Origin of the sequence: Microbacterium commune (assembly GCF_014836945.1) — a bacterium.
Classification (GTDB): domain Bacteria; phylum Actinomycetota; class Actinomycetes; order Actinomycetales; family Microbacteriaceae; genus Microbacterium; species Microbacterium commune.
Genome location: NZ_JACSPX010000002.1, coordinates 26,353 through 46,177, shown reverse-complemented (window position 1 = coordinate 46,177; position 19,825 = coordinate 26,353). Strand labels below are relative to the sequence as shown.

The 19,825-nt window shown below is 68.9% G+C and carries 17 protein-coding genes; 2 read left to right on the top strand and 15 right to left on the bottom strand.

What is annotated here, in order from left to right; all coding sequences use genetic code 11:
- Positions 1–25 precede the first annotated feature (25 nt).
- The 4 genes from H9633_RS09545 to efp form a co-directional block, all read right to left on the bottom strand.
- Entirely contained in the window at positions 26–1,618 is a 1,593-nt protein-coding gene (locus H9633_RS09545; RefSeq protein WP_191713007.1) for a Rieske 2Fe-2S domain-containing protein, read from the bottom strand.
- Positions 1,619–1,715: 97 nt separating this feature from the next.
- A complete protein-coding gene (locus H9633_RS09540; RefSeq protein ID WP_225211366.1) occupies positions 1,716–5,033 on the bottom strand; it encodes a DEAD/DEAH box helicase in 3,318 nt (1,105 codons plus the stop codon).
- Between the two features lie 50 nt (positions 5,034–5,083).
- Positions 5,084–5,494: a transcription antitermination factor NusB gene (gene nusB, locus H9633_RS09535; RefSeq protein WP_071643675.1), complete on the bottom strand. Its 411-nt coding sequence runs from the start codon at positions 5,492–5,494 to the stop codon at positions 5,084–5,086.
- A gap of 2 nt (positions 5,495–5,496) precedes the next feature.
- Positions 5,497–6,060 carry an elongation factor P gene (efp, locus tag H9633_RS09530; protein ID WP_071643676.1) on the bottom strand — a complete coding sequence of 188 codons (564 nt, stop codon included), beginning with the start codon at positions 6,058–6,060 and terminating at the stop codon, positions 5,497–5,499.
- Between the two features lie 155 nt (positions 6,061–6,215).
- Between efp and H9633_RS09525 the strand changes: the two genes are divergently transcribed.
- Positions 6,216–7,460 (top strand): HNH endonuclease signature motif containing protein, encoded by a 1,245-nt coding sequence (locus H9633_RS09525; protein ID WP_191713006.1) that lies wholly within the window; start codon positions 6,216–6,218, stop codon positions 7,458–7,460.
- 243 nt (positions 7,461–7,703) lie between these two features.
- Here H9633_RS09525 and H9633_RS09520 read toward each other — a convergent pair whose 3' ends face one another.
- The 11 genes from H9633_RS09520 to H9633_RS09470 all read right to left on the bottom strand — a co-directional run bounded on the left by H9633_RS09520 (position 7,704) and on the right by H9633_RS09470 (position 18,775).
- Positions 7,704–8,144 carry a type II 3-dehydroquinate dehydratase gene (locus H9633_RS09520; RefSeq protein WP_191713005.1) on the bottom strand — a complete coding sequence of 147 codons (441 nt, stop codon included), beginning with the start codon at positions 8,142–8,144 and terminating at the stop codon, positions 7,704–7,706.
- A complete protein-coding gene (aroB, locus tag H9633_RS09515) occupies positions 8,141–9,220 on the bottom strand; it encodes a 3-dehydroquinate synthase (RefSeq protein ID WP_071643680.1) in 1,080 nt (359 codons plus the stop codon). Before aroB ends, H9633_RS09520 begins: the two co-directional genes overlap by 4 nt.
- Positions 9,217–9,738: a shikimate kinase gene (locus H9633_RS09510; protein ID WP_071643696.1), complete on the bottom strand. Its 522-nt coding sequence runs from the start codon at positions 9,736–9,738 to the stop codon at positions 9,217–9,219. The genes aroB and H9633_RS09510 overlap by 4 nt, the downstream gene beginning before the upstream one ends.
- A complete protein-coding gene (aroC, locus tag H9633_RS09505) occupies positions 9,725–10,954 on the bottom strand; it encodes a chorismate synthase (RefSeq protein WP_071643681.1) in 1,230 nt (409 codons plus the stop codon). Before aroC ends, H9633_RS09510 begins: the two co-directional genes overlap by 14 nt.
- A gap of 4 nt (positions 10,955–10,958) precedes the next feature.
- Complete coding sequence (locus H9633_RS09500) at positions 10,959–11,783, bottom strand: shikimate dehydrogenase family protein (RefSeq protein WP_071643682.1); 825 nt, start codon at positions 11,781–11,783, stop codon at positions 10,959–10,961.
- Position 11,784: 1 nt separating this feature from the next.
- Positions 11,785–13,197 carry an endolytic transglycosylase MltG gene (gene mltG, locus H9633_RS09495; RefSeq protein WP_191713004.1) on the bottom strand — a complete coding sequence of 471 codons (1,413 nt, stop codon included), beginning with the start codon at positions 13,195–13,197 and terminating at the stop codon, positions 11,785–11,787.
- Positions 13,190–13,672: a Holliday junction resolvase RuvX gene (gene ruvX, locus H9633_RS09490; protein WP_071643683.1), complete on the bottom strand. Its 483-nt coding sequence runs from the start codon at positions 13,670–13,672 to the stop codon at positions 13,190–13,192. The genes mltG and ruvX overlap by 8 nt, the downstream gene beginning before the upstream one ends.
- Positions 13,669–16,329, bottom strand: coding sequence for an alanine--tRNA ligase (gene alaS / locus H9633_RS09485; RefSeq protein WP_191713003.1), 2,661 nt, complete (start codon positions 16,327–16,329; stop codon positions 13,669–13,671). Before alaS ends, ruvX begins: the two co-directional genes overlap by 4 nt.
- Positions 16,330–16,393: 64 nt before the next feature.
- A complete protein-coding gene (locus H9633_RS09480; protein ID WP_071643685.1) occupies positions 16,394–16,582 on the bottom strand; it encodes a hypothetical protein in 189 nt (62 codons plus the stop codon).
- A 62-nt stretch (positions 16,583–16,644) separates the two neighbouring features.
- On the bottom strand, positions 16,645–17,274 hold the full coding sequence (rpsD, locus tag H9633_RS09475) for a 30S ribosomal protein S4 (protein ID WP_071643686.1): 630 nt from the start codon (positions 17,272–17,274) through the stop codon (positions 16,645–16,647).
- Positions 17,275–17,446: 172 nt separating this feature from the next.
- Positions 17,447–18,775, bottom strand: coding sequence for a replication-associated recombination protein A (locus H9633_RS09470; RefSeq protein ID WP_083428747.1), 1,329 nt, complete (start codon positions 18,773–18,775; stop codon positions 17,447–17,449).
- Between the two features lie 168 nt (positions 18,776–18,943).
- Between H9633_RS09470 and H9633_RS09465 the strand changes: the two genes are divergently transcribed.
- Positions 18,944–19,777, top strand: coding sequence for a formate/nitrite transporter family protein (locus H9633_RS09465; RefSeq protein WP_191713002.1), 834 nt, complete (start codon positions 18,944–18,946; stop codon positions 19,775–19,777).
- Positions 19,778–19,825: the final 48 nt, after the last annotated feature.

Here is a 19,825-nt window from a genome sequence, read left to right as displayed (position 1 = left end):
GGGCGGCGCCCGACGCTGCGTGACGTCAGCGCTGTGCTGCAGCGCGCTGGGGCTCTTCCTCGGCGTGGGAGCCGGTCTTGATGACCCGCGAAGCGCGGATGGGGTGCCCCGTCGTCGTCAGGCACTTGCCGGTCTCGAGGTCCCACTTCCAGTCGTGCATCGAGCAGGTCAGCACGCCGTCCTCGATCTTGCCGGTGCGGGTGAGGTCGGCGCGCAGGTGCGGGCAGCGGCGCTGGACCACCCAGTCGTCGATCTCGGCATCCTCGGTCTGGTCGGTCTGCTCCTGATACCAGTTCTCGACGTACTCGATCCGGTCGACCGACAGGCACTTGAGGAAGGTGGTGAGGAACTCGTTGAACTTGCCGCTGCGCCCGACCGAGAACTGCATCGAGAGGAAGATGGAGTTCGACCAGTCGATCTCGTGGTCGCGGATGTTCGTCGAGACGAGGTCGGCGGGAATCGTGTACCAGTAGATGCACTCCTCGCCCGCGTACTCGCGGACCTTCGCCTTGGGGAAGTCGACGACCATGTCCAGCTCGCCGATCTTGAAGCGCACGTTGCCGCCGACGCCGAGGCGGATGGTGCGCGACTTCTTCAGCAGCGGCTCCCACCACTCCTTGATCGCCGCGAGCATCTCCGCCGGGGGGATGACCTCCGCGCGGGTGGCCTCTTCGTCGATGATCTCCTGCTGGCGCGATGCGCGCTGCTCTTCGAGGTAGTCCCACTTCTCGTCGAAGATGTGGGCGATCTCGTCTTCCGAGTACAGGCTCTGCGAGACGTCCATCTCGCCGTGGTTCATCTCCACCACGGTGCCGGGGATGAAGAGGTGACCGTCGTACTTCGGCGCGAGCTGCTTCATGTGCGCCAGGAACTCCTTCTGATCCGTGAAGATCGAGTCGTCGTCCTGACCCTTGCCGTTGAACCGGAAGAGCTCGTCGCGCAGGAACATCGGCGGTCCCGCCATCGGGAACACGTGGGGGGCGTCGACCTTCTCGATGTAGTACATGGCGCGCTTGTTCTGCGCCTCGCGCTTGAGCGCGGCGAACTTCTGCTTGGCGTCCTGGGGCAGGTCGTAGACCATGGGCCACCAGATCGCGCCGGACACCTGGGTGAAGTAGGCCTCGGGCTTGCCGAACGACAGCAGCGCCTCCAGGTCGAGCGGGTGCGAGTCGTTCTGGTTGAGGATCGACGCCGTCCCGTCGTCGACGCTCAGCGACGAGTCGCCGATCGGGCCGTCGCTGGGGGCGCGCAGCGGCGTGATCATGATCTTCAGATCGCCGCGCTCGATCACCTGGCCCGCGGGAGCGTAGGTGATGTTGTCGTAGCCGAGCTTGCGGATGTCGACCTCGAGGTCATCGGTGACGTACTCGGGCAGCAGGACCTCGATGTCCTTCGAGATGTACCTCTCGAGCAGGTTCGGGTCGAAGTGGTCGCGGTGACGATGCGAGATGTACAGGAAGTCAGCCTCGCGGCCCAGGCGCTCCCAGTCCAGCCCGCGGTTGTCGGGGAACGGGAACCAGGAGCCGTAGAAGGAGGGTCCGAGAACGGGGTCGCAGATGATGTTCCCGCCGACCGTCTCGATGAACATCCCGGCGTGGCCGAGTCCCGTGATCCGCATGTCTCTCCTCAGGGTTGGACGACGTCGATTGTATCGAGCGCTCGCTGGGCGAGGCCGGTGACCGGCCGTGGTTATCGGGATGGCCGCGGTGCGCCGCTCACGATTCGAGCAGACCGCGGATGTCGTCGGCGGTGAGCGCCTGCGAGAACAGGGCCTCATCGTCCATCACCGCGGTGAACAGTCGCGCCTTGCGCTGCTGCAGGGCGAGGACCTTCTCCTCGATGGTGCCCGCGGCGATCAGTCGGTACACGATCACCGGCTGCGTCTGCCCGATCCGGTGGGTGCGATCGATGGCCTGTGCCTCGGCCGCAGGATTCCACCACGGGTCGAGGAGCAGGACGTAATCGGCCTCGGTGAGGGTGAGCCCGAAGCCGCCGGCCTTGAGACTGATCAGGAACACCGGGGCATCACCCGAGCGGAACCCGTCGATGACGTCTTCTCGCCGTCGGGTCGAGCCGTCGAGGTAGTCGTAGGCGATGCCGGCGGCGCGCAGCCGCTCAGCGGCCATCTCGAGGTACGACGTGAACTGGCTGAACACCAGTGCGCGGTGTCCTTCCGCACGCAGCTCATGCACGTGCTCGAGCAGGACGTCCAGCTTCGCGGACGAGGCATCATCGGCATCCGGATCGATCAGCCGCGGCGACAGCGCGAGCATCCTCAGCATGGTGAGCGAACGGAACACGATGAAGCGGTTGCGGTCGAGGTCGGCGAGCAGGCCGAGCACCTTCTGACGCTCTCTCTGCAGGACGGTGTCGTAGACGGCGCGGTGTGCGGGGCTCAGGTCGACGAACAGCTCCTGCACCTGCTTCTCGGGAAGGTCGCTCGCGACCAGCTCCTTCGTTCGTCGCAGCATGAGCGGGCGGATGCGGTGGCGCAGCCGCTCGAGTCGCCGCTGCCGGTACGGCGCCCCCTCCTCGTTCTCGGGCACCTTGCCCTGCTCGATGGGCTGCACGTATTCTTCGCGGAAGCGGCGCTTCGAGGGGAACAGCCCTGGTGCGGTCAGCGAGAACAGCGCCCACAGATCGGTCAGGCTGTTCTCGAGCGGTGTGCCGGTGACGGCGATCGTGACGACCGACCGCAGCTGCGCGATCGCCTGGTGCACCTTCGTGGCCGGGTTCTTCGCGAACTGGGCCTCGTCGATGATCACGCCGGCCCAGTCGATGCCCTGATACTCCTCGGCATCCAGCCGCAGCAGCGTGTAGGAGGTGACGATGATGTCGGCTTCGGCTGCCATCGCGCCGATCTCGTCGGCACGCCGAGACCCGGTGCCCTCCACGAGGCGCACCCCGAGGTCGGGGGCGAACCGGCGGGCCTCGCTGCGCCAGGTGCCGAGCACCGAGGTGGGGGCGATGACGAGGAAGGGACGCCCCTCCCCCTCTTCCACCGCGTGCGCGACGAGCGAGAGCAGCTGCAGGGTCTTCCCCAGGCCCATGTCGTCGGCGAGGATGCCGCCGAGCCGGTGCCGCCAGAGGAAGGCGAGCCAATCGAGACCCTGCTGCTGGTAGGGGCGCAGCTGCGCGTGCAGGCCCGCGGGCGGCGCGGTGCGGGGCACGTGCTGGATTCCGCGCAGGCCCTCGGCGGTGGTTCGCCAGCCCACCGCCTGCTCGGACTCGTCGGCGAGGTCTTCGAAGTCCTCCCAGAGCGCGGTCTGATATCTGCTGATGCGCGGGCCCGTCTCCCACTCGGTGAGCGCACCCGCCTCGTCGATGAGCTCGCGCAGCTGCTGCAGTGCGGGGTGCGCGAGCGAGAAGTAGGTGCCGTCGACGAGCATGAGCTTGGTGCGCCGCATGCTCAGGGCCGTGAACAGCGGGGTGAACGGAATCGAGTGTCCGTCGATCTTCACGAGCACCCCGAGGTCGAACCAGTCCGGATCGGTCGATTCGACGGTCGAGACCGAGATCTCGGGAGTGCCGGTGAGTTCTCGGTAGCGGGTTCGACGCCCGGTGACGACGACCTTCACGTCCGACGCCTCGAACGCCGGCAGAACGTGCGCTGCCCACTCCGCGGCGGCGAGATGTTCGAGGTCGGCACGCTCGCGGAACGCGTCTCGGGTCGCTCCGGCCCAGATCGTCTCCATGTCACGAGCGCGGGCTCGCTCGGCATCCGGATCGCGGAAGCTCGCCGAGCCGCCGGTGAAGGCGACCGTGCCGTGACCGGCGTACTCCCACTCGAACCGGTATGCGATGCGATGGCCGCTGCGGAACGCCACCCGCAGCACCGGATCCGGCTCGGCGAGGGCGGGCAGCGCGAGGTGATCCGGTGCCGTCACGGCCGTCTGCCTGGCGAGGGCGGGGTAGGCGTCGGCAAGAAACCCTTCCCGGTCGTGCGGCGGCACGTCGATCGGCGTGGAGGCGTTGATGGCGTTCAGCACGGCGGGCGCGAGCCCGACGCGCGCGATGGTCACCTCGACGCCGGATCCCACGAGTTCCCACCGGTACAGTCCGATGCGTCCGATCGGCCGCAGCTGCGCCGCCGGAGCCGGGTGCGCGTCGATGACCGCATCGACGCTGACCGAGAGCGCACCGCCCGCGGCCGGGTCGATGCGCAGACCGATCGCCGCGTCTTCGGCGAGTCGGACGGCGGTGTGCTTCTGCGTGGGAATGATCGGGATGCCGAGCCCGGCCAGAGCGTCGATGTGCTGCCACAGCAGCGGCGTCTCCACCCTGTCGAGCGCGATCCAGTCCCCCGCGGTGCCCGAGAGCAGCGAGTCGCGCGCGATGTTGAGGAAGTCGGTGAACCAGCGCGCCTGCTCGGCATCGAAGCGCCCCGATGAGCGACGTACCGAGTCCCAGGAGGCATCGCCGTGAATCCATCGACCGGTCGATGCGCTGCGCATGAGCGGCCGGACGCAGAGCAGGATCTCGCCGTGTTCGCCGGCGAGGTCGCGGGGTGTCGCCGTCTGCAGCGCGGCGGGCCCCCATCGCTCGAACGTGTGGCGCGGACGCACCCGCAGCTCGATGCCGAGGGCGAGCGGCAGCGTGGTCGACTCCACGGCAGGCGTGCTCAGCAGGGCGCGCCATGCCGCCTGCGGGACGGGTCGCGCGAATGCACCGAACTGCTCCCACGGCTCTCGCGGCGGGGGCGCCGGTCGCGGCGGATCGGCGGGCGGCAGGGGCGCCTGGTCCGGCGTCTCATCCGGGTCGGCTCCGATGAGGATCGCCGCGATCGCATGCTTGCATGCGGAGACGACCGGACATGTGCAGCTGGTCGTCATGATCCGCGGCCCGTCGAAGCGCACCCGGCAGCGGTAGGGGGAACGCTCGCTGCCGTACACCTCGGCGACGAGGGTCTGCGACCCGGCATCCCACCGCGCGTCCCTGACGCGACCGCGGCGGGCGTAGTCGAGGCCGCGCTGATAGCCGCCGTCTCCGGCCAGCTCGCGAAGCGCGGTGGCGGAGGGACGGGGAGAGCTCATGACAGCATCCTCCCCGTCACCACCGACACGCGCTCAGCGCCGGCTGCGACTCAGATGGAACGGGCGATGCGGGCCAGCACGCCGTGCACGAATGCGCCGGAGTCCTCGGTGGAGAGCTCCTTGGCGAGCTCGACGGCCTCATCGATCGCGACAGCGGTCGGGACCTCGTCGTTGTAGACGATCTCCCACGTGCCGATGCGCAGCAGAGCACGGTCGACGGCGGGCATCCGGTCGATCTTCCAGTCGTTGCTGTGGGTCGTGATGTGCTCGTCGATCTCATCGCGGTTGTCGATGATTCCGTCGACGATCTCGCGGGCATACAGCCACGAGGCTTCGCGAGCCGGTTCGCTGGCGGCGCGCTTGGCGGCCGCGGCGAGCACGACCGAGAGCTCCTCGCCGCGCACGTCGGCCGAGAAGAGGATGTCGAGGGCGCGCTTGCGCGCCTTGGTGCGGGCGCTCAAGGTCAGTCGTTGACGCGGCCGAGGTAGTCACCCGTGCGGGTGTCGACCTTGACCTTGGTGCCGGTCTCGAGGAAGAGCGGGACCTGGATCTCGTAGCCGGTCTCGAGGGTGGCGGGCTTCGTGCCTGCCGACGAGCGGTCGCCCTGCAGGCCAGGCTCGGTGTAGGTGACCTCGAGCACGACCGATGCGGGCAGCTCGATGTACAGCGGGTTGCCGTTGTTCAGCGCGATCTGCACCTGCTGGTTCTCGAGCATGTAGTTCTTCGCGTCGCCGACGGTGGCCGCGGGGACGTTGATCTGGTCGTAGTCCTCCTGGTCCATGAAGACGAAGCTGTCGCCGTCGGTGTACAGGTAGGTGAAGTCGCGACGATCGACGTTCTCGATCTCGATCTTGGTGCCGGCGTTGTAGGTCTTGTCGACCGACTTGCCCGTGACGACGTTCTTCAGCTTGGTGCGGACGAAGGCGCCGCCCTTGCCGGGCTTGACGTGCTGGAACTCCACGACGCTCCAGAGCTGTCCGTCGATCTTGATGACGACGCCGTTCTTGATGTCTGCGGTGGATGCCATGGTGATGCGGGTCCGTTCATTCAGAAGCTTCGAGGGCCGGGCGCGGATGCGCGCAGTGAAGTGGCCGAAAAGCGATTCTATCGGATGCCCCGGATCGGGCGATCTGTCCGGACGTCGCCCTTCCCTTGTTCGAATCTTTGTTCTATACTGGTGTCATGGTCATCGATGAGAAGCTCGGCGTGATCCCGCAGTCCGCGGGTGATGTGCTGGGGGTGCTTCTGGATGATGTGACGTGCTCTGAGGTGGATGCGAACCGGTCGGCGGCGCGTCAGGCGCAGCGGGTGGTGGAGGCGGTCGAGTTCGCTCGTCGGCATCCGGAGATCTACACGATCGACGCCGACGTGCAGATGGCCGAGCGGGCTGTGGTGCTGGAGCTGTCGCTGCGGTTGCGGATCTCGCAGGAGCGGGTACGGGAGCTGTGCTCGACGGCGGAGACGGCGGCGCGGGATCTGCCGTTGCTGTGGCAGCGCGCCCGCGACGGGTTCGCGTCGATGCACAGCGTCGGAGTGATCGTCACCGCCGCCGGCCCGCTCGCGTCTCCGGTGGGCGCGCCGCGGGGGGTGCGGGATGCTGCGGCTGCGGCCCTCGCCCGGCTGGATCGTGCCGCGCACGAGTGGGTGCTGACCTGCTCATCGGCGGTGCTGCGGCAGCGGGCGAAGAAGCTCGTCGACCGGATCACCGGCGATACTGCCGCGCGCCGGCACACCCGGGCGATGGCCGACCGGCACGTGAGCGTCTCCCCCGCCGGCGACGGGATGTCGTGGCTGACCGCGCTGCTCCCCGCCCACGAGGCGGTCGCGGCGATGCGGCGCCTGTCAGCGACGGCCAAACACACCCGCAAGGACACTCGTGAGGGGCGCACCCGGGATCAGATCCGCGCCGATCTGTTCAGCGCCTGGCTGCGCGGGGTCGGCACCGCCACGGCGGTGCAGACGAAGGTCTTCGTCACCGTGCCCGTGCAGCTCCTCGCCGGCGGCCCGGTCCCCGTCGAGTCCGCCTCCATCGTCGGCGGCGACAGCATCGACCCGCTCACCGCGAAGCAGCTCTTCCTCGACGCGCGCGGCTTCCGTCGGGTGATCACCGACCCGGTCAAAGGCGTCGTCGTCGACATGGACCGCCGCACCTACCGCCCCACCCGAGCACAACGCGACTGGCTCACCCTGCACCACGGCACCTGCTCCCGCGACGGATGCACCCGCCTCGCCGTCGACGCCGACCTCGACCACGACATACCGTGGGCGACGGGCGGAACCACCGACCTCACCCAACTGCGGCCGCTCTGCCCCCGCGACCACACCATCCGACATCGCACGCGCGTCCGGTACCGGACCCGACCCGATCGCTCGGTGCAGGTCATCTCCCCCACCGGATACGCCAGCTCCGCGCCACCACCCTTTTAGCCGCCGACGCGCGGCGCGATAGGAACAGGCCGTATCGGGATCACGTTCGCTTGCTCTCCACACGATCCGTGCAAGGCAGATCTGGCGCCGACGACCACGAGTGTGGCCGCTGCCACCCGACGGAGCCGTCGACGTGGTCATGCAGTGGCCGACATTCGGCATCGGCGAGACACGGGTGCGCATCGACCATGGAACGATGTCCGACCTGAGCTCGCGAGCCCGCCCGTTCTGGGCCGACGGAGGTCAGAGCAGCGCGGCCAGCTCCCGCACGGCCCGCGCGTAGCCGTCGACGCCTTCGCCGACGACGCGCACGGTGGCGACGTCGTCGAGGTAGGAGAAGTGGCGGAACTTCTCCCGGGCGTACACGTCCGAGATGTGCACCTCAGCGAACGGCAGGCCGACGCCGGTCAGCGCATCGCGCAGCGACACCGACGTGTGCGTGAGCCCGCCGGGGTTGATGATGATGGCCGCGCAGTCCTCGCGGGCCGCGTGGATCGCGTCGATCAGCACACCCTCGTGATTGCTCTGCAGCGCACGCAGCTCGTATCCTGCGTCCGCCGCGGCAGCGGCGGTGAGCTGTTCGACGTCGGCCAGCGTCGCGGTGCCGTACACGTCGGGCTCCCGGGTGCCGAGCAGGTTGAGGTTCGGACCGTTCAGCAGCATCAACCGGCGGGCGTCGCTCATCCCACGACCTCCTGGTATGCGGCGAACATGAGCGACTCGTCCGGCGCCTGCACGACGGTGGGCTTGGCGATGTCGTCGAGCAGGATGAAGCGCAGCATCCCGCCGCGCGCCTTCTTGTCGCGCTGCATGGTCGCCAGCAGCTGCGGCCAGGCACCCGCGCGGTAGGTGGTCGGCAGCCCGAGCGATTCGAGCACCGTGCGATGCCGGTCCGCACCGGCATCGGAGAGCCGGCCCGCCAGACGCGACAGCTCGGCGGCGTACATCATGCCGATCGAGATCGCCGCTCCGTGGCGCCACTGGTAGCGCTCGGCGTGCTCGATCGCGTGCCCGAGCGTGTGGCCGTAGTTGAGGATCTCCCGCAGCCCCGCCTCGCGGAAGTCATCCGAGACGACCTTCGCCTTCATGTCGATCGCCAGCTCCACGGTGCGGCGGAACTCGTCGGTCGTCGGATCGACCGCCCGCTCCGGAGATGCCTCGATGATGTCCAGGATCTCCGGCGCCCAGATGAATCCGGCCTTCACCACCTCGGCGTACCCCGCCGTGGCCTCGTTCGCGCTCAGTGTCTGCAGCTCATCGAGATCGCCGATGACGGCGCGGGGAGCCCAGAACGCCCCGACCATGTTCTTGCCCTCGGCCGTGTTCACACCGGTCTTGCCGCCGACGGCCGCGTCGACCAGGCCGAGCACGGTGGTCGGCACCTGCACGACCTGCACGCCGCGCAGCCAGGTGGCGGCGACGAAGCCGGCGACATCGGTCACCGATCCGCCGCCGTAGCCGACCACGGCATCCGTGCGGGTGAAGTCGGCCTGGCCCATCACCTGCCAGCAGAACGCCGCGACCTCGATGCGCTTGCCGGCCTCGGCATCCGGAATCTCGGCCAGCAGCACCTCGAGACCGCCCTCCGCCATGAGCCGCTCGCGCAGCTCTGCCGCCCGCTTGCCGAGCGTCGGCGGGTGCACGACGAGCACCTTGCGAACCGCCGGGTCGAGAGCCGCATGAACCCGGTCGAGGATGTCACGCCCGACGGTGATCTCATAGGGTGTCTGTCCGGAGACGCTGATCGTGGTCGTGGTCATTGCTGCTTCCTCCTCCAGGCGGCGATCTCCTCCGCCAGTGCCCGCATGGGTCTGCGTGATGTGTCGACGGTGAGGTCGGCGACCTCCTCGTACCAGCGTCGACGCTGATCGAAGATGATGCGCCACCGCTGCACCGGGTTCTCCTCGTCCGCGAGAAGCGGGCGGCTGGCCCCGCCGATGCGTCTTTCGACGGCCTCGGCGGTAACGGTCAGGAAGACGACCGGATGCCGGTGCAGCAGAGCACGGGTCTCGGCATCCGTCACCGCTCCCCCGCCCAGCGAGACCACACCGCCCTCCGCGACCGCCGTGGCGACGGCCTCGCGCTCGAGCTCGCGGAAGTGCGCTTCACCGTGTTCGGCAAAGATCTCAGGGATGGGACCGTGCTCGGCGGCGATGCGCTTGTCGGTGTCGATGAAGGGCACGTCGAGCAGTCGCGCGACCTTGCGGCCGACACTCGTCTTACCCGCGGCCATCGGGCCGACCAGCACGAGAGTCAGCGGATGGTCAGACGAGCTCATCATGGGCGAGCAGCGCCGCCTCGGATGCGGGTGCTGTGCGCAGCGACTCCGGGATCGCCGCGAGGTAGGACTCGAGGTTGCGTCGCGTCTCGCGGATGCTGTCGCCGCCGAACTTCTCGAGCAGCGAATTCGCGAGCTCGATGGCGACCATCGCCTCGGCGACGACGCCGGCGGCGGGTACCGCACAGACGTCCGAGCGCTGATGGTGCGCCGTGGCAGTCTCGCCCGAGGCGACGTCGACCGTGCGCAGCGCACGCGGAACCGTGGCGATCGGCTTCATGCCGGCACGGATGCGCAGCACGGTCCCCGTGCTCATGCCGCCTTCGATCCCCCCGGCGCGGTCGGATGCCCGGGTGATGCCGTCATCGGCGGCGAACAGCTCGTCGTGAGCCGCCGAGCCGCGGCGACGGGTCGTCTCGAAGCCGTCACCGACCTCGACGCCCTTGATCGCCTGGATGCTCATCAGCGCCTGCGCGAGGCGGCCGTCAAGACGGCGGTCCCAATGCACGTGCGAGCCGATTCCGGGCGGCAGTCCATAGGCGAGCACCTCGACGATGCCGCCGAGGGTGTCGCCGTCCTTGCGGGCGGCGTCCACCTCCTCGACCATGCGCGCGGACGTCTCAGTGTCGAAGCAGCGCAGCGGGTCGGCGTCGAGCGCGTCGACGTCGTCCGGCGTGGGCAGCGCGGCGCCCTCCGGAGCCCGCACCGGTCCGATCGAGAGCGTGTGACTGACCAGGCGGATGCCGAGCTCGGAGAGGAACGAGCGCGCCACGGCGCCCAGGGCCACTCGCGCGGCGGTCTCGCGTGCGCTCGCACGCTCGAGGATCGGTCGGGCCTCATCGAAGTCGTACTTCTGCATGCCGACGAGGTCGGCGTGGCCGGGACGCGGACGCGTGAGCGCGGCGCCCCGTCCGCGAGACTTCTCGGTCAGCTCTGTGGGCGCCGGGTTCATCACCTCGGTCCACTTCGGCCACTCGGTGTTGCCGATACGCAGCGCGATGGGGCTGCCGAGCGTGAGACCGTGACGAACACCGCTGGAGATGGTCAGCTCGTCCTGTTCGAACTTCATGCGCGAGCCGCGGCCGTAACCGAGCTTGCGACGCTGGAGGTCGGCCTGGATGGCCTCGGCCGTGACCGTCACACCGGAGGGCAGACCCTCGACGATGGCGATGAGTTCGGGGCCGTGCGATTCGCCGGCAGTGAGCACGCGGAGCATTGCCCTAGTCTCCCATGCCCGCCGACCGCATGATGCCGACTGTGACGGCTTCGTCGGGCAGCTCGCGCTGCGGGTCGCCGCCGCAGAAGACGCGGATCTGCCGCACGGCCTGGAACAGCAGCATCTCGAACCCCGAGATGACGTTCGACGAGGGCCACAGCGCAGCCAGGGCGGAGGGCCACGGCGCGTACGCCGCCTCGAAGAGCGTGCCGCCGACGGCGGCGAGCGGTGTCGCGACGTCAGCGTCGAGCACCGTTCCGCTCGGCAGCGTGGCGACGGTCACATCGACGTCGGATGCCGGTGCCGCGAAGTCGACGGTGCGGAGCTGCACACCCAGAGCCTCGGCGGTCGGGCGCAGCCGGTCGACGGCTTCGGGCCGCCGAGCGCGGAACTCCACCTCCGTCGTGCCGAGGTCGCTCAGCGCCACCAGAGCGGATGCCGCCGTGGCGCCGGCTCCGAGGATGCGCCCGCGCCGAACGCCCGCGATCCCGGCATGAGTGAACGAATCCACGATGCCGCCCACGTCGGTGTTGAAACCGCGCACGGTCTCGCCGAGCAGCAGGGTGTTCACCGCTCCGGTCAGCACCGCATGTCTGTCGAGCTCGTCGGCCGCGGCGTGCGCGACCTCCTTCAGCGGCATCGTCAGCGACAGCCCGCGCCAGGAGTCGTCGAGGGAGCTCAGGGCGGCAGGGAACGCGGCCGCGTCGACCTGACGACGCTCGTACGTCCAGTCCAGCCCGAGATGACGGTAGGCGGCCGTGTGCAGCAGCGGTGAGCGGCTGTGCCCGATCGGGTCACCCCACACGGCGAGACGCGTGCGCGAGGCCACCTCAGCAGCCCGTGTACTCGGGGTTCGCCGAGCACCAGGCGCGCATCTTCTTGATGCCCTGCTGGTGCTCTTCATAGGTCTGGGAGAACTGCGTCTCACCGGTCGAGAAGTCGACGGTGACGAAGTACAGCCACGGGCCGTCGACCGGGTGCATCGCGGCGTCGATCGCCGCGTATCCGGCGTTCGCGATCGGTGTCGCGGGGAGGCCGCTGATGACGTACGTGTTCCACGCGTTGTCGTCATGCTGCGCGGCTTCGGACGTGCTCGCCTTGCCGGCGTGCAGCTCGCCGTAGCCGTACTGGGCGGTGGAGTCCATCTGCAGCATCATGCCGTCGGCGACGCGGTTGGCGATGACGCGCGACACCTTCGGGAAGTCGGGGGTGCGCGCTTCGCGCTCGATGATCGATGCGATCGTGAGCACGCGCTGCTCGTCCTCTGCGGGAACACCCGCCTCGGCCAGCGACTCGCGGGTGCGATCGACCATCGCGGCGATCACGTCCTCGGCCGTCGCACCGGGGTCGAACGTGTAGACGGCCGGGAACAGCCAGCCCTCGAGGCTCTGCGCGGAGACACCGTACGCGGAGGGATCCTGAACGGCGGCCTTCAGCTCTTCGATCGGGATGCCCACGCCCTCGGCGATCTGCGGCAGCGAGGAGGCGACCGTGCTGCCCTCGGCGATGCGCACGGTGTTGGCCATCCGGTTCTCCGGGTTCGACAGCGCCTTCAGCGCTGCAGCCGCCGTCATCTTCTGCTGGAGCCTGTACACCCCGGGATAGAACGTGGCATTCGGTTCGTTCTCGATCAGGTACTCGTAGAACACGCGGTCGGTCTTGGTGACCTTCGCCTCGAACAGTGCCGTCGACACCGGACCCCCGGTATCGCCCTTCTTGATGGTCACGAACGCCTCGCCGGTGGCGATTCCGGCCTCGTAGTCCTTCGGCTCGCCCCAGCCCATGATGTCGTCGATCTGGGTCTGGTACGTGTTGTAGATCCAGACGCCCGCGCCGGCGGCGACACCGCCGATGACGAGCAGCACGACCAGGGTGATCAGGCAGCCACGACCCCGTCGCCTGCGCGGCGCAGGGGCCGGGGGCTCGGGAGCGAAGAGCGCGTCCAGAGGCTCGGAGCCCTCTGCGTCGTGCGCCACCGCAGCCGGGCTCGGTGCGGCAGCTGCGGGCCGTGCGGCTGCTGCGGCGTCGCCGGCCGCCGCTTCCTGGTCCGGCTGAGCCGACGGGTTCGCCGGAGCCGTCTCGCGCTCTGCGGATCCGCGGGCGGCCGCCTGGCGCAGTGCGCGTCGCGAACCGGGGGCCGGTTCATCGCGGGCTTCGCGCTCGGGCACCGGCGGCGGCGCTGTGGGGACGTTGTCGAAGAAGTCACCGAGCGAGTCGGATCTGCGATCGTGCGGGTCAGACATCGCGGGGCGGCTCCTGGGCAGGCGTGATCAACGCACCGGCGGGCATCCCGGTGCTCTTCTCGGTGTCCACGGCATGCTGCAACAGCACCACTGCGGCCACTTGGTCGACAATGCTACGAGAGTTCTTCTGTGTTCGCCCGGAAGCGCGCAGGGCGGTGTGGGCGCTGACGGTGCTCAGCCGCTCGTCGACCATGCGGATATCGAGGCCGGAACGGCGCTGCAGCTCCTCGGCGAAGGCGCGCGCGTCGTCGGTCGACAGCGTCTCCTCGCCGCGCATGTTCACGGGCAGGCCCACCACGATCTCCAGCGGCTCCCACTCGGCGATGAGCTGCAGGATGCGGTCGATCGACGTCTCCGACCGGGGCACGGTCTCGACCGGAACGGCCAGCATGCCGTCGGGGTCGCACCGGGCGACGCCGACACGCGCCTTGCCGACATCGATCCCGATGCGGGTGCCTCGCCGGAAACCGGTCACGCTCCCGCGAGCTCCGACACGATCGCTGCCAGTGCGGCGTCCAGAGCCGCAGCATCCGTCCCCCCGCCCTGCGCGACGTCGTCCTTGCCGCCTCCGCCGCCGCCGAGCATGCCCGCCGCGATGCGCACCAGCGCACCCGCCTTCGCACCGGCGACGCGCGCGGCGTCGTTGGTCGCCACGACGACGATCGGCCGACCGCCGACGACACCGCCGAAGGCGACGACAGCGGCGTCGGAGCCGAGACGCTCGCGCACGCTCAGGGCGAGGGTGCGGATGTCGTCGGCCGATCCGACCTCGCCGAGCGAGGTGGATGCCACGCGGTAGCCGCCGACCTGCGCTGCCGCCTCGACCAGAGCGGGGACGCGTCCCTCGCGCTCCTTCGCCTCGAAGTGCGCGATGCGCTTCTCGGCTGCCTTGAGGTTCGCCTGCAGCTCTTCGATGCGGGCGCCGAGCTGGTCACGCGGCGCCTTCAGCGCCGAGGTCAGCTGCGACACGACGGTGCGCTCCGCGGCCAGCTCGCGGAAGGCGTCCTGCCCCACGAGGGCTTCGATACGGCGGTTGGATGCACCGACCGATGACTCGCCGACGAGGCTGACCAGTCCGATCTCGGAGCTCGTGGCCACGTGCGTGCCGGCGCAGAGCTCGCGAGACCAGGGCCCGCCGATGTCGACCATGCGCACCACGTCGCCGTACTTCTCGCCGAACAGCGCCATGGCGCCGGCATCCTTGGCCTCGTCGAGCGAGACGATGCGGGTCGTCACCTCGAGCGCGTCGTTCACCGCGCGGTTGGTGATCTCCTCGATCTCCGAGCGGGTCTCCAGCGACAGCGGCTGCGACCACGAGAAGTCGAAGCGCATGTACCCGGCGCGGTTGAGCGAACCCGCCTGGGTCGCGGTCTTGCCGAGCGTGTCACGCAGGGCCGCGTGCACGAGGTGCGTGGCCGAGTGGGCCTGCCGCGCCGCGCGACGGTTGGCGGCGTCCACCACGGTGGTCGCGCGGTCATCGACCGACACCGACCCGGTGGCCACGTGCACGGTGTGGCTGATCAGCCCGGGCACGGGGCGCTGCACGTCGAGCACGTCGAGCTCGAACCCGGCGCCCACGATCGTGCCCTTGTCCGCGACCTGGCCACCCGACTCGGCGTAGAGCGTGGTCTCGGCGAGGACGACCTCGGCGACCTGTCCCTCGGATGCGGTCTGGACGGGCGCGCCGTCGACGATCAGTCCGAGCACCCGGGATTCGGTCTGCAGGTCGGTGTACCCCGCGAAGCCGGTCTCACCGAGCGCGCGGAACTCGCGATACACCGACACATCGGCGAGCTGACGCTTGCGGTTGCGGGCGTCGGCCTTGGCGCGGTCGCGCTGCTCCTTCATGAGCGCGTCAAACGCGGGGCGGTCGACGTCGAGCCCTGCCTCCTCGGCGACCTCGAGCGTGAGGTCGATCGGGAAGCCGTACGTGTCGTGCAGCAGGAAGGCCTCGGAGCCGCTGAGGGTGGCGGCGCCCTTCTTCTTGGTGTCGCCGAGCGCGAGATCGAGGATCGTCGATCCCTGGGCGAGGGTGCGGCGGAAGGTCTCCTCCTCGGCGAAGGCGGCCGAGGAGAGCGTCGACCAGTCCGCCTCGAGCACGGGGTACGCCGACTTCATGGCGTCCTTCGACGCCGCGAACAGCTCGGGGAACGACGGCGCGTCCACCCCGAGCAGGCGCATCGATCGCACGGTGCGGCGCATCAGGCGGCGGAGGATGTAGCCGCGGCCCTCGTTCGAGGGGCGCACGCCGTCGGAGAGCAGCATGAGCGACGAGCGCACGTGATCCGCGATGACGCGGAAGCGCACGTCATCCTCGTGCACCGCGCCGTACTTCTTGCCGGAGAGCTCGACCGCGCGGTCGAGGACCGGACGCACCTGGTCGGTCTCGTACATGTTCTCGACGCCCTGCTTCAAGAAGGCGACGCGCTCCAGCCCCATGCCGGTGTCGATGTTCTTCATGGGCAGTTCGCCGACGATGTCGAACTCCGTCTTGCTGCGGACGTTCTCGACGAGCTCCTGCATGAACACGAGGTTCCAGATCTCGAGGAACCGCGAGTCGTCGGCGGCAGGGCCGCCGTCCTTGCCGTAGGCGGGCCCGCGATCGAAGAAGATCTCCGAGTCGGGGCCGCCGGGGCCGGGCTGCCCAGTGTTCCAGTAGTTGTCCGCCCGGCCGAGCCGCTGGATGCGCTCCGGCTTGAGCCCGATGATGTCGCGCCAGATCGCCTCGGCCTCGTCGTCGGTCTCGTAGACGGTGACCCACAGGTCCTTCTCGTCGAAGCCCAGTCCTCCGTCGGCCTCGGACGAGGTCAGCAGCTCCCAGGCGTACCGGATCGCGCCTTCCTTGAAGTAGTCGCCGAACGACCAGTTGCCGAGCATCTGGAAGAACGTGCCGTGGCGGGCGGTGCGGCCGACCTCTTCGATGTCGTTCGTGCGGATGCACTTCTGCACATCGGCGATGCGCGGATGCGGAGCGGGAACGACCCCCGTGAGGTACGGGATCATCGGCACCATTCCGGCGACGGTGAAGAGCAGCGACGGGTCATCGCTGACCAGGGATGCCGACGGGACGATGAGGTGGTCGTTCTTCTCGAAGTAGTCGAGGTACCGCTGCGCGATCTCCGCAGTTTTCATAGAGCTCGTGGCATTCCTTGCGTGGGAGCGCCGCGTCGGGGCGCGCGGCGATTGTGAATCGGGTTCAGTCGTCTGCGGGGTCGGACAGGCGGGCTTCCTGCTGCCGATACGCGTCGCCGATGACGGCGGTGACCTGAGACAGACGGGCGTCGAGGTCGGCGAAGATCTCCTGCCCGCGAGGATCCTTGTTCATGAAGTGGGCGGCGACGAATCCGCCGATCACGCCGGTCAGGAACCAAGACAGTCTCTTCATCGCTCCATCCTACGACGAGAGGCGCCGGGGAAACCCCGACGCCTCTCGTGCGGATGCTGATATCAGCGGGCTGCGTAGTACTCGACGACGAGCTGCACTTCACAGGTCACGGGGACCTCGGCGCGCTTCGGACGACGGACCAGGCGGGCCTGCAGCTTGTCGAGCTCGACCTCGAGGTAGCCCGGGACCGGGGGCAGGACCTCGGCGTGACCGCCGGCTGCTGCGACCTGGAAAGGCTCGAGAGCCTCGGACTTGGCCTTGACGTGGATGAGCTGACCCGGCTTCACGCGGAACGACGGGCGGTCGACGAGCTGACCGTCGACGAGGATGTGACGGTGCACGACCAGCTGACGGGCCTGCGCGGTGGTGCGGGCGAAGCCGGCACGCACGACGAGCGCGTCGAGACGCATCTCGAGCAGCTCGACCAGGTTCTCACCGGTCAGGCCGTCCTTGCGGCGGGCCTCGTTGAACGCGATGCGCAGCTGCTTCTCGCGGATGCCGTACTGCTCGCGCAGACGCTGCTTCTCACGCAGACGGACGGCGTAGTCGCTGTCGGCCTTGCGCTTGGTGCGGCCGTGCTCGCCCGGAGCGTAGGGACGCTTCTCGAGGTAGCGGGCGGCCTTCGGGGTGAGCGGGATTCCCAGCGCACGGCTGAGACGGACCTTGCGGCGGTCCTGGGACTTCGTGACCACGAAGTGTTCCTTCCGTGACGTGGACGCGTCTTTCGCGCCTCACGGGCGTATCGCCTCGCTTCCTCCTTCTCGTCGCGCACGCCGGGGCGCGTCGGGAAGTGGTGCAGGAGCGGAGGGATGCCCGAAAACTCTGTTTCGAGCCGGTCAATGCTAACAGATCGGGCTGAGCGTCTCAGCGGTCGCCGAGGATCCGCCGGATGCGCTCCAGCCGGGGTGCGATGTCGCGCTCGGCACCGAGGTTCTTCGGTTCGTAGTAGCGCCGCCCCACGAGCTCGTCGGGCAGGTACTGCTGAGGCAGGATGCCCGCGTCGCTGTCGTGCGGATAGCGGTAGCCCTTGCCGTGCCCGAGGCGCTTCGCTCCGGCGTAATGGGCATCGCGGAGGTGGATCGGCACACGGCCGAATCCGCCGGCCCGCACGTCCGCGATCGCCTGATTGATCGCGGCGTACGCGGCGTTCGACTTGGCGGTCGTCGCCAGGTAGATCGTCGCCTCGGCGAGCGGGATGCGCCCCTCTGGCATCCCGATGAAGGCGACCGCATCGGCGGCGGCCGTCGCGATCGTCAGCGCCTGCGGGTCGGCGAGACCGATGTCCTCCGCAGCGGAGATCACGAGTCGACGGGCTATGAACCGCGGGTCCTCCCCCGCCTCGATCATCCGTGCCAGATAGTGCACCGCCGCATCGGCATCCGACCCGCGGATCGACTTGATGAAGGCGCTGATCACGTCGTAGTGCTCGTCGCCCTGTCTGTCGTAGCGCAGCAGCGCCCGATCGACGGCCTGGGCGACGTCCTCATCCGTGACGACGACCTCCTCACCCTCCTCGTGCTTCGAGAGCGCGACGGCCGCGGCCGCCTCGAGTCCGGTGAGAGCACGGCGCCCATCCCCCGACGCGAGACGGATCAGGGCCGCTCGCGCATCATCGGACACGCTCACCGCGCCGGCCAGCCCGCGCGCGTCTTCCACGGCACGGTCGAGCAGCACGCCGATGTCGTCGTCGGTGAGGGGCTTCAGTGTCAGAAGCAGCGAACGCGAGAGCAGCGGCGAGATCACCGAGAACGACGGATTCTCGGTGGTCGCCGCGATGAGGATGACCCAGCCGTTCTCGACGCCGGGCAGCAGGGCATCCTGCTGGGCCTTCGTGAACCGGTGGATCTCATCCAGGAACAGGATCGTGGTCTGGCCGTAGAGGTCGCGCTGCGTGATCGCCTCCTGCATGACCTCCCGTACGTCCTTGACCCCGGCGGTGATCGCCGACAGCTCGACGAACCGGCGCCCCGAGGAACGGGCGATGGCCTGAGCGAGCGTGGTCTTGCCTGTGCCGGGCGGACCCCAGAGGATGATCGACACCGCGCCGGGCGCCTTGGCATCCGGATCGGCGAGGGCGACGATCGGCGACCCCGCGCGCAGCAGATGCTGCTGCCCGGCCACCTCGTCGAGCGAGACCGGCCGCATGCGCACGGCGAGCGGTGTCTGTCCCGAGAGCAGGGGCGCGGAGGTCATCCTCCCAGGCTAGTCGGGGCGGATGACACCCGTCTTGCTCACAGCGCCGCGCGGGCGAGGTGAGAACTTGGTTCCATAGGCGTAACCACACACACGAACCTCGGAAACATCGCTGGACCACGCTGTCCTCGAGAGAGCCCGACCGGGCTCCTTTCCTAGGAGGTACTCGTGTCTTACGTCAAGCCCGCCCAACTCGTCGGCCACATGCTCGACGCCGGCGCCGCCAAGATGCAGATGTCCGCACGCGACACTCTGATCCGGGCCTTCATGGGCGCAGCCCTGCTCACCATCGGCGCGGCCTTCGCCGTGACGATCGCCACGCAGACCGGCCAGCCGCTGCTGGGCGCCGTGCTCTTCCCCGTCGGCTTCGTCATCCTCTACCTGTTCGGCTACGACCTGCTCACCGGCGTGTTCACCCTCGGTCCTCTCACCGTCCTCGCACGGCGCCCCGGTGCCACGGTTCCTGCCATGCTCCGCAATTGGGGCCTGGTGTTCCTGGGCAACCTCTGCGGCGCGATCCTCGTCGCCGTGCTCATGGCCGCGGTCTTCACCTACGGCTTCTCAGCCGAGCCGAACGAGGTCGGCCGCGCGCTGGGCGAGATCGGCCACAGTCGCACCGTCGGATACGCCGATCACGGCCTCGCCGGCATGCTGACGCTGTTCATCCGCGGAATGCTGTGCAACTGGCTCGTGTCGACCGGCGTCGTGCTGGCGATGGCGTCGAACACCGTCGGGGGCAAGGTGATCGCCATGTGGCTGCCCATCATGCTGTTCTTCTACATGGGCTTCGAGCACTCGATCGTGAACATGTTCCTGTTCCCTTCCGGCCTGCTCATGGGCGGGGAGTTCACGCTGTGGGACTACCTGATCTGGAACGAGATCCCCACGGTCGTCGGCAACCTCGTGGGCGGACTGCTCTTCGTCGGGCTCCCCCTCTATCTGACGCACGGCGGCAGCTCTGTCCGGCAGCCCGCGGAGGAGTCTCGTTCCGTCATGGTGTGAGCGCAGGTGCATTCGCGGACGGGCCGACGGAGAGGCACGCGAGGTGCC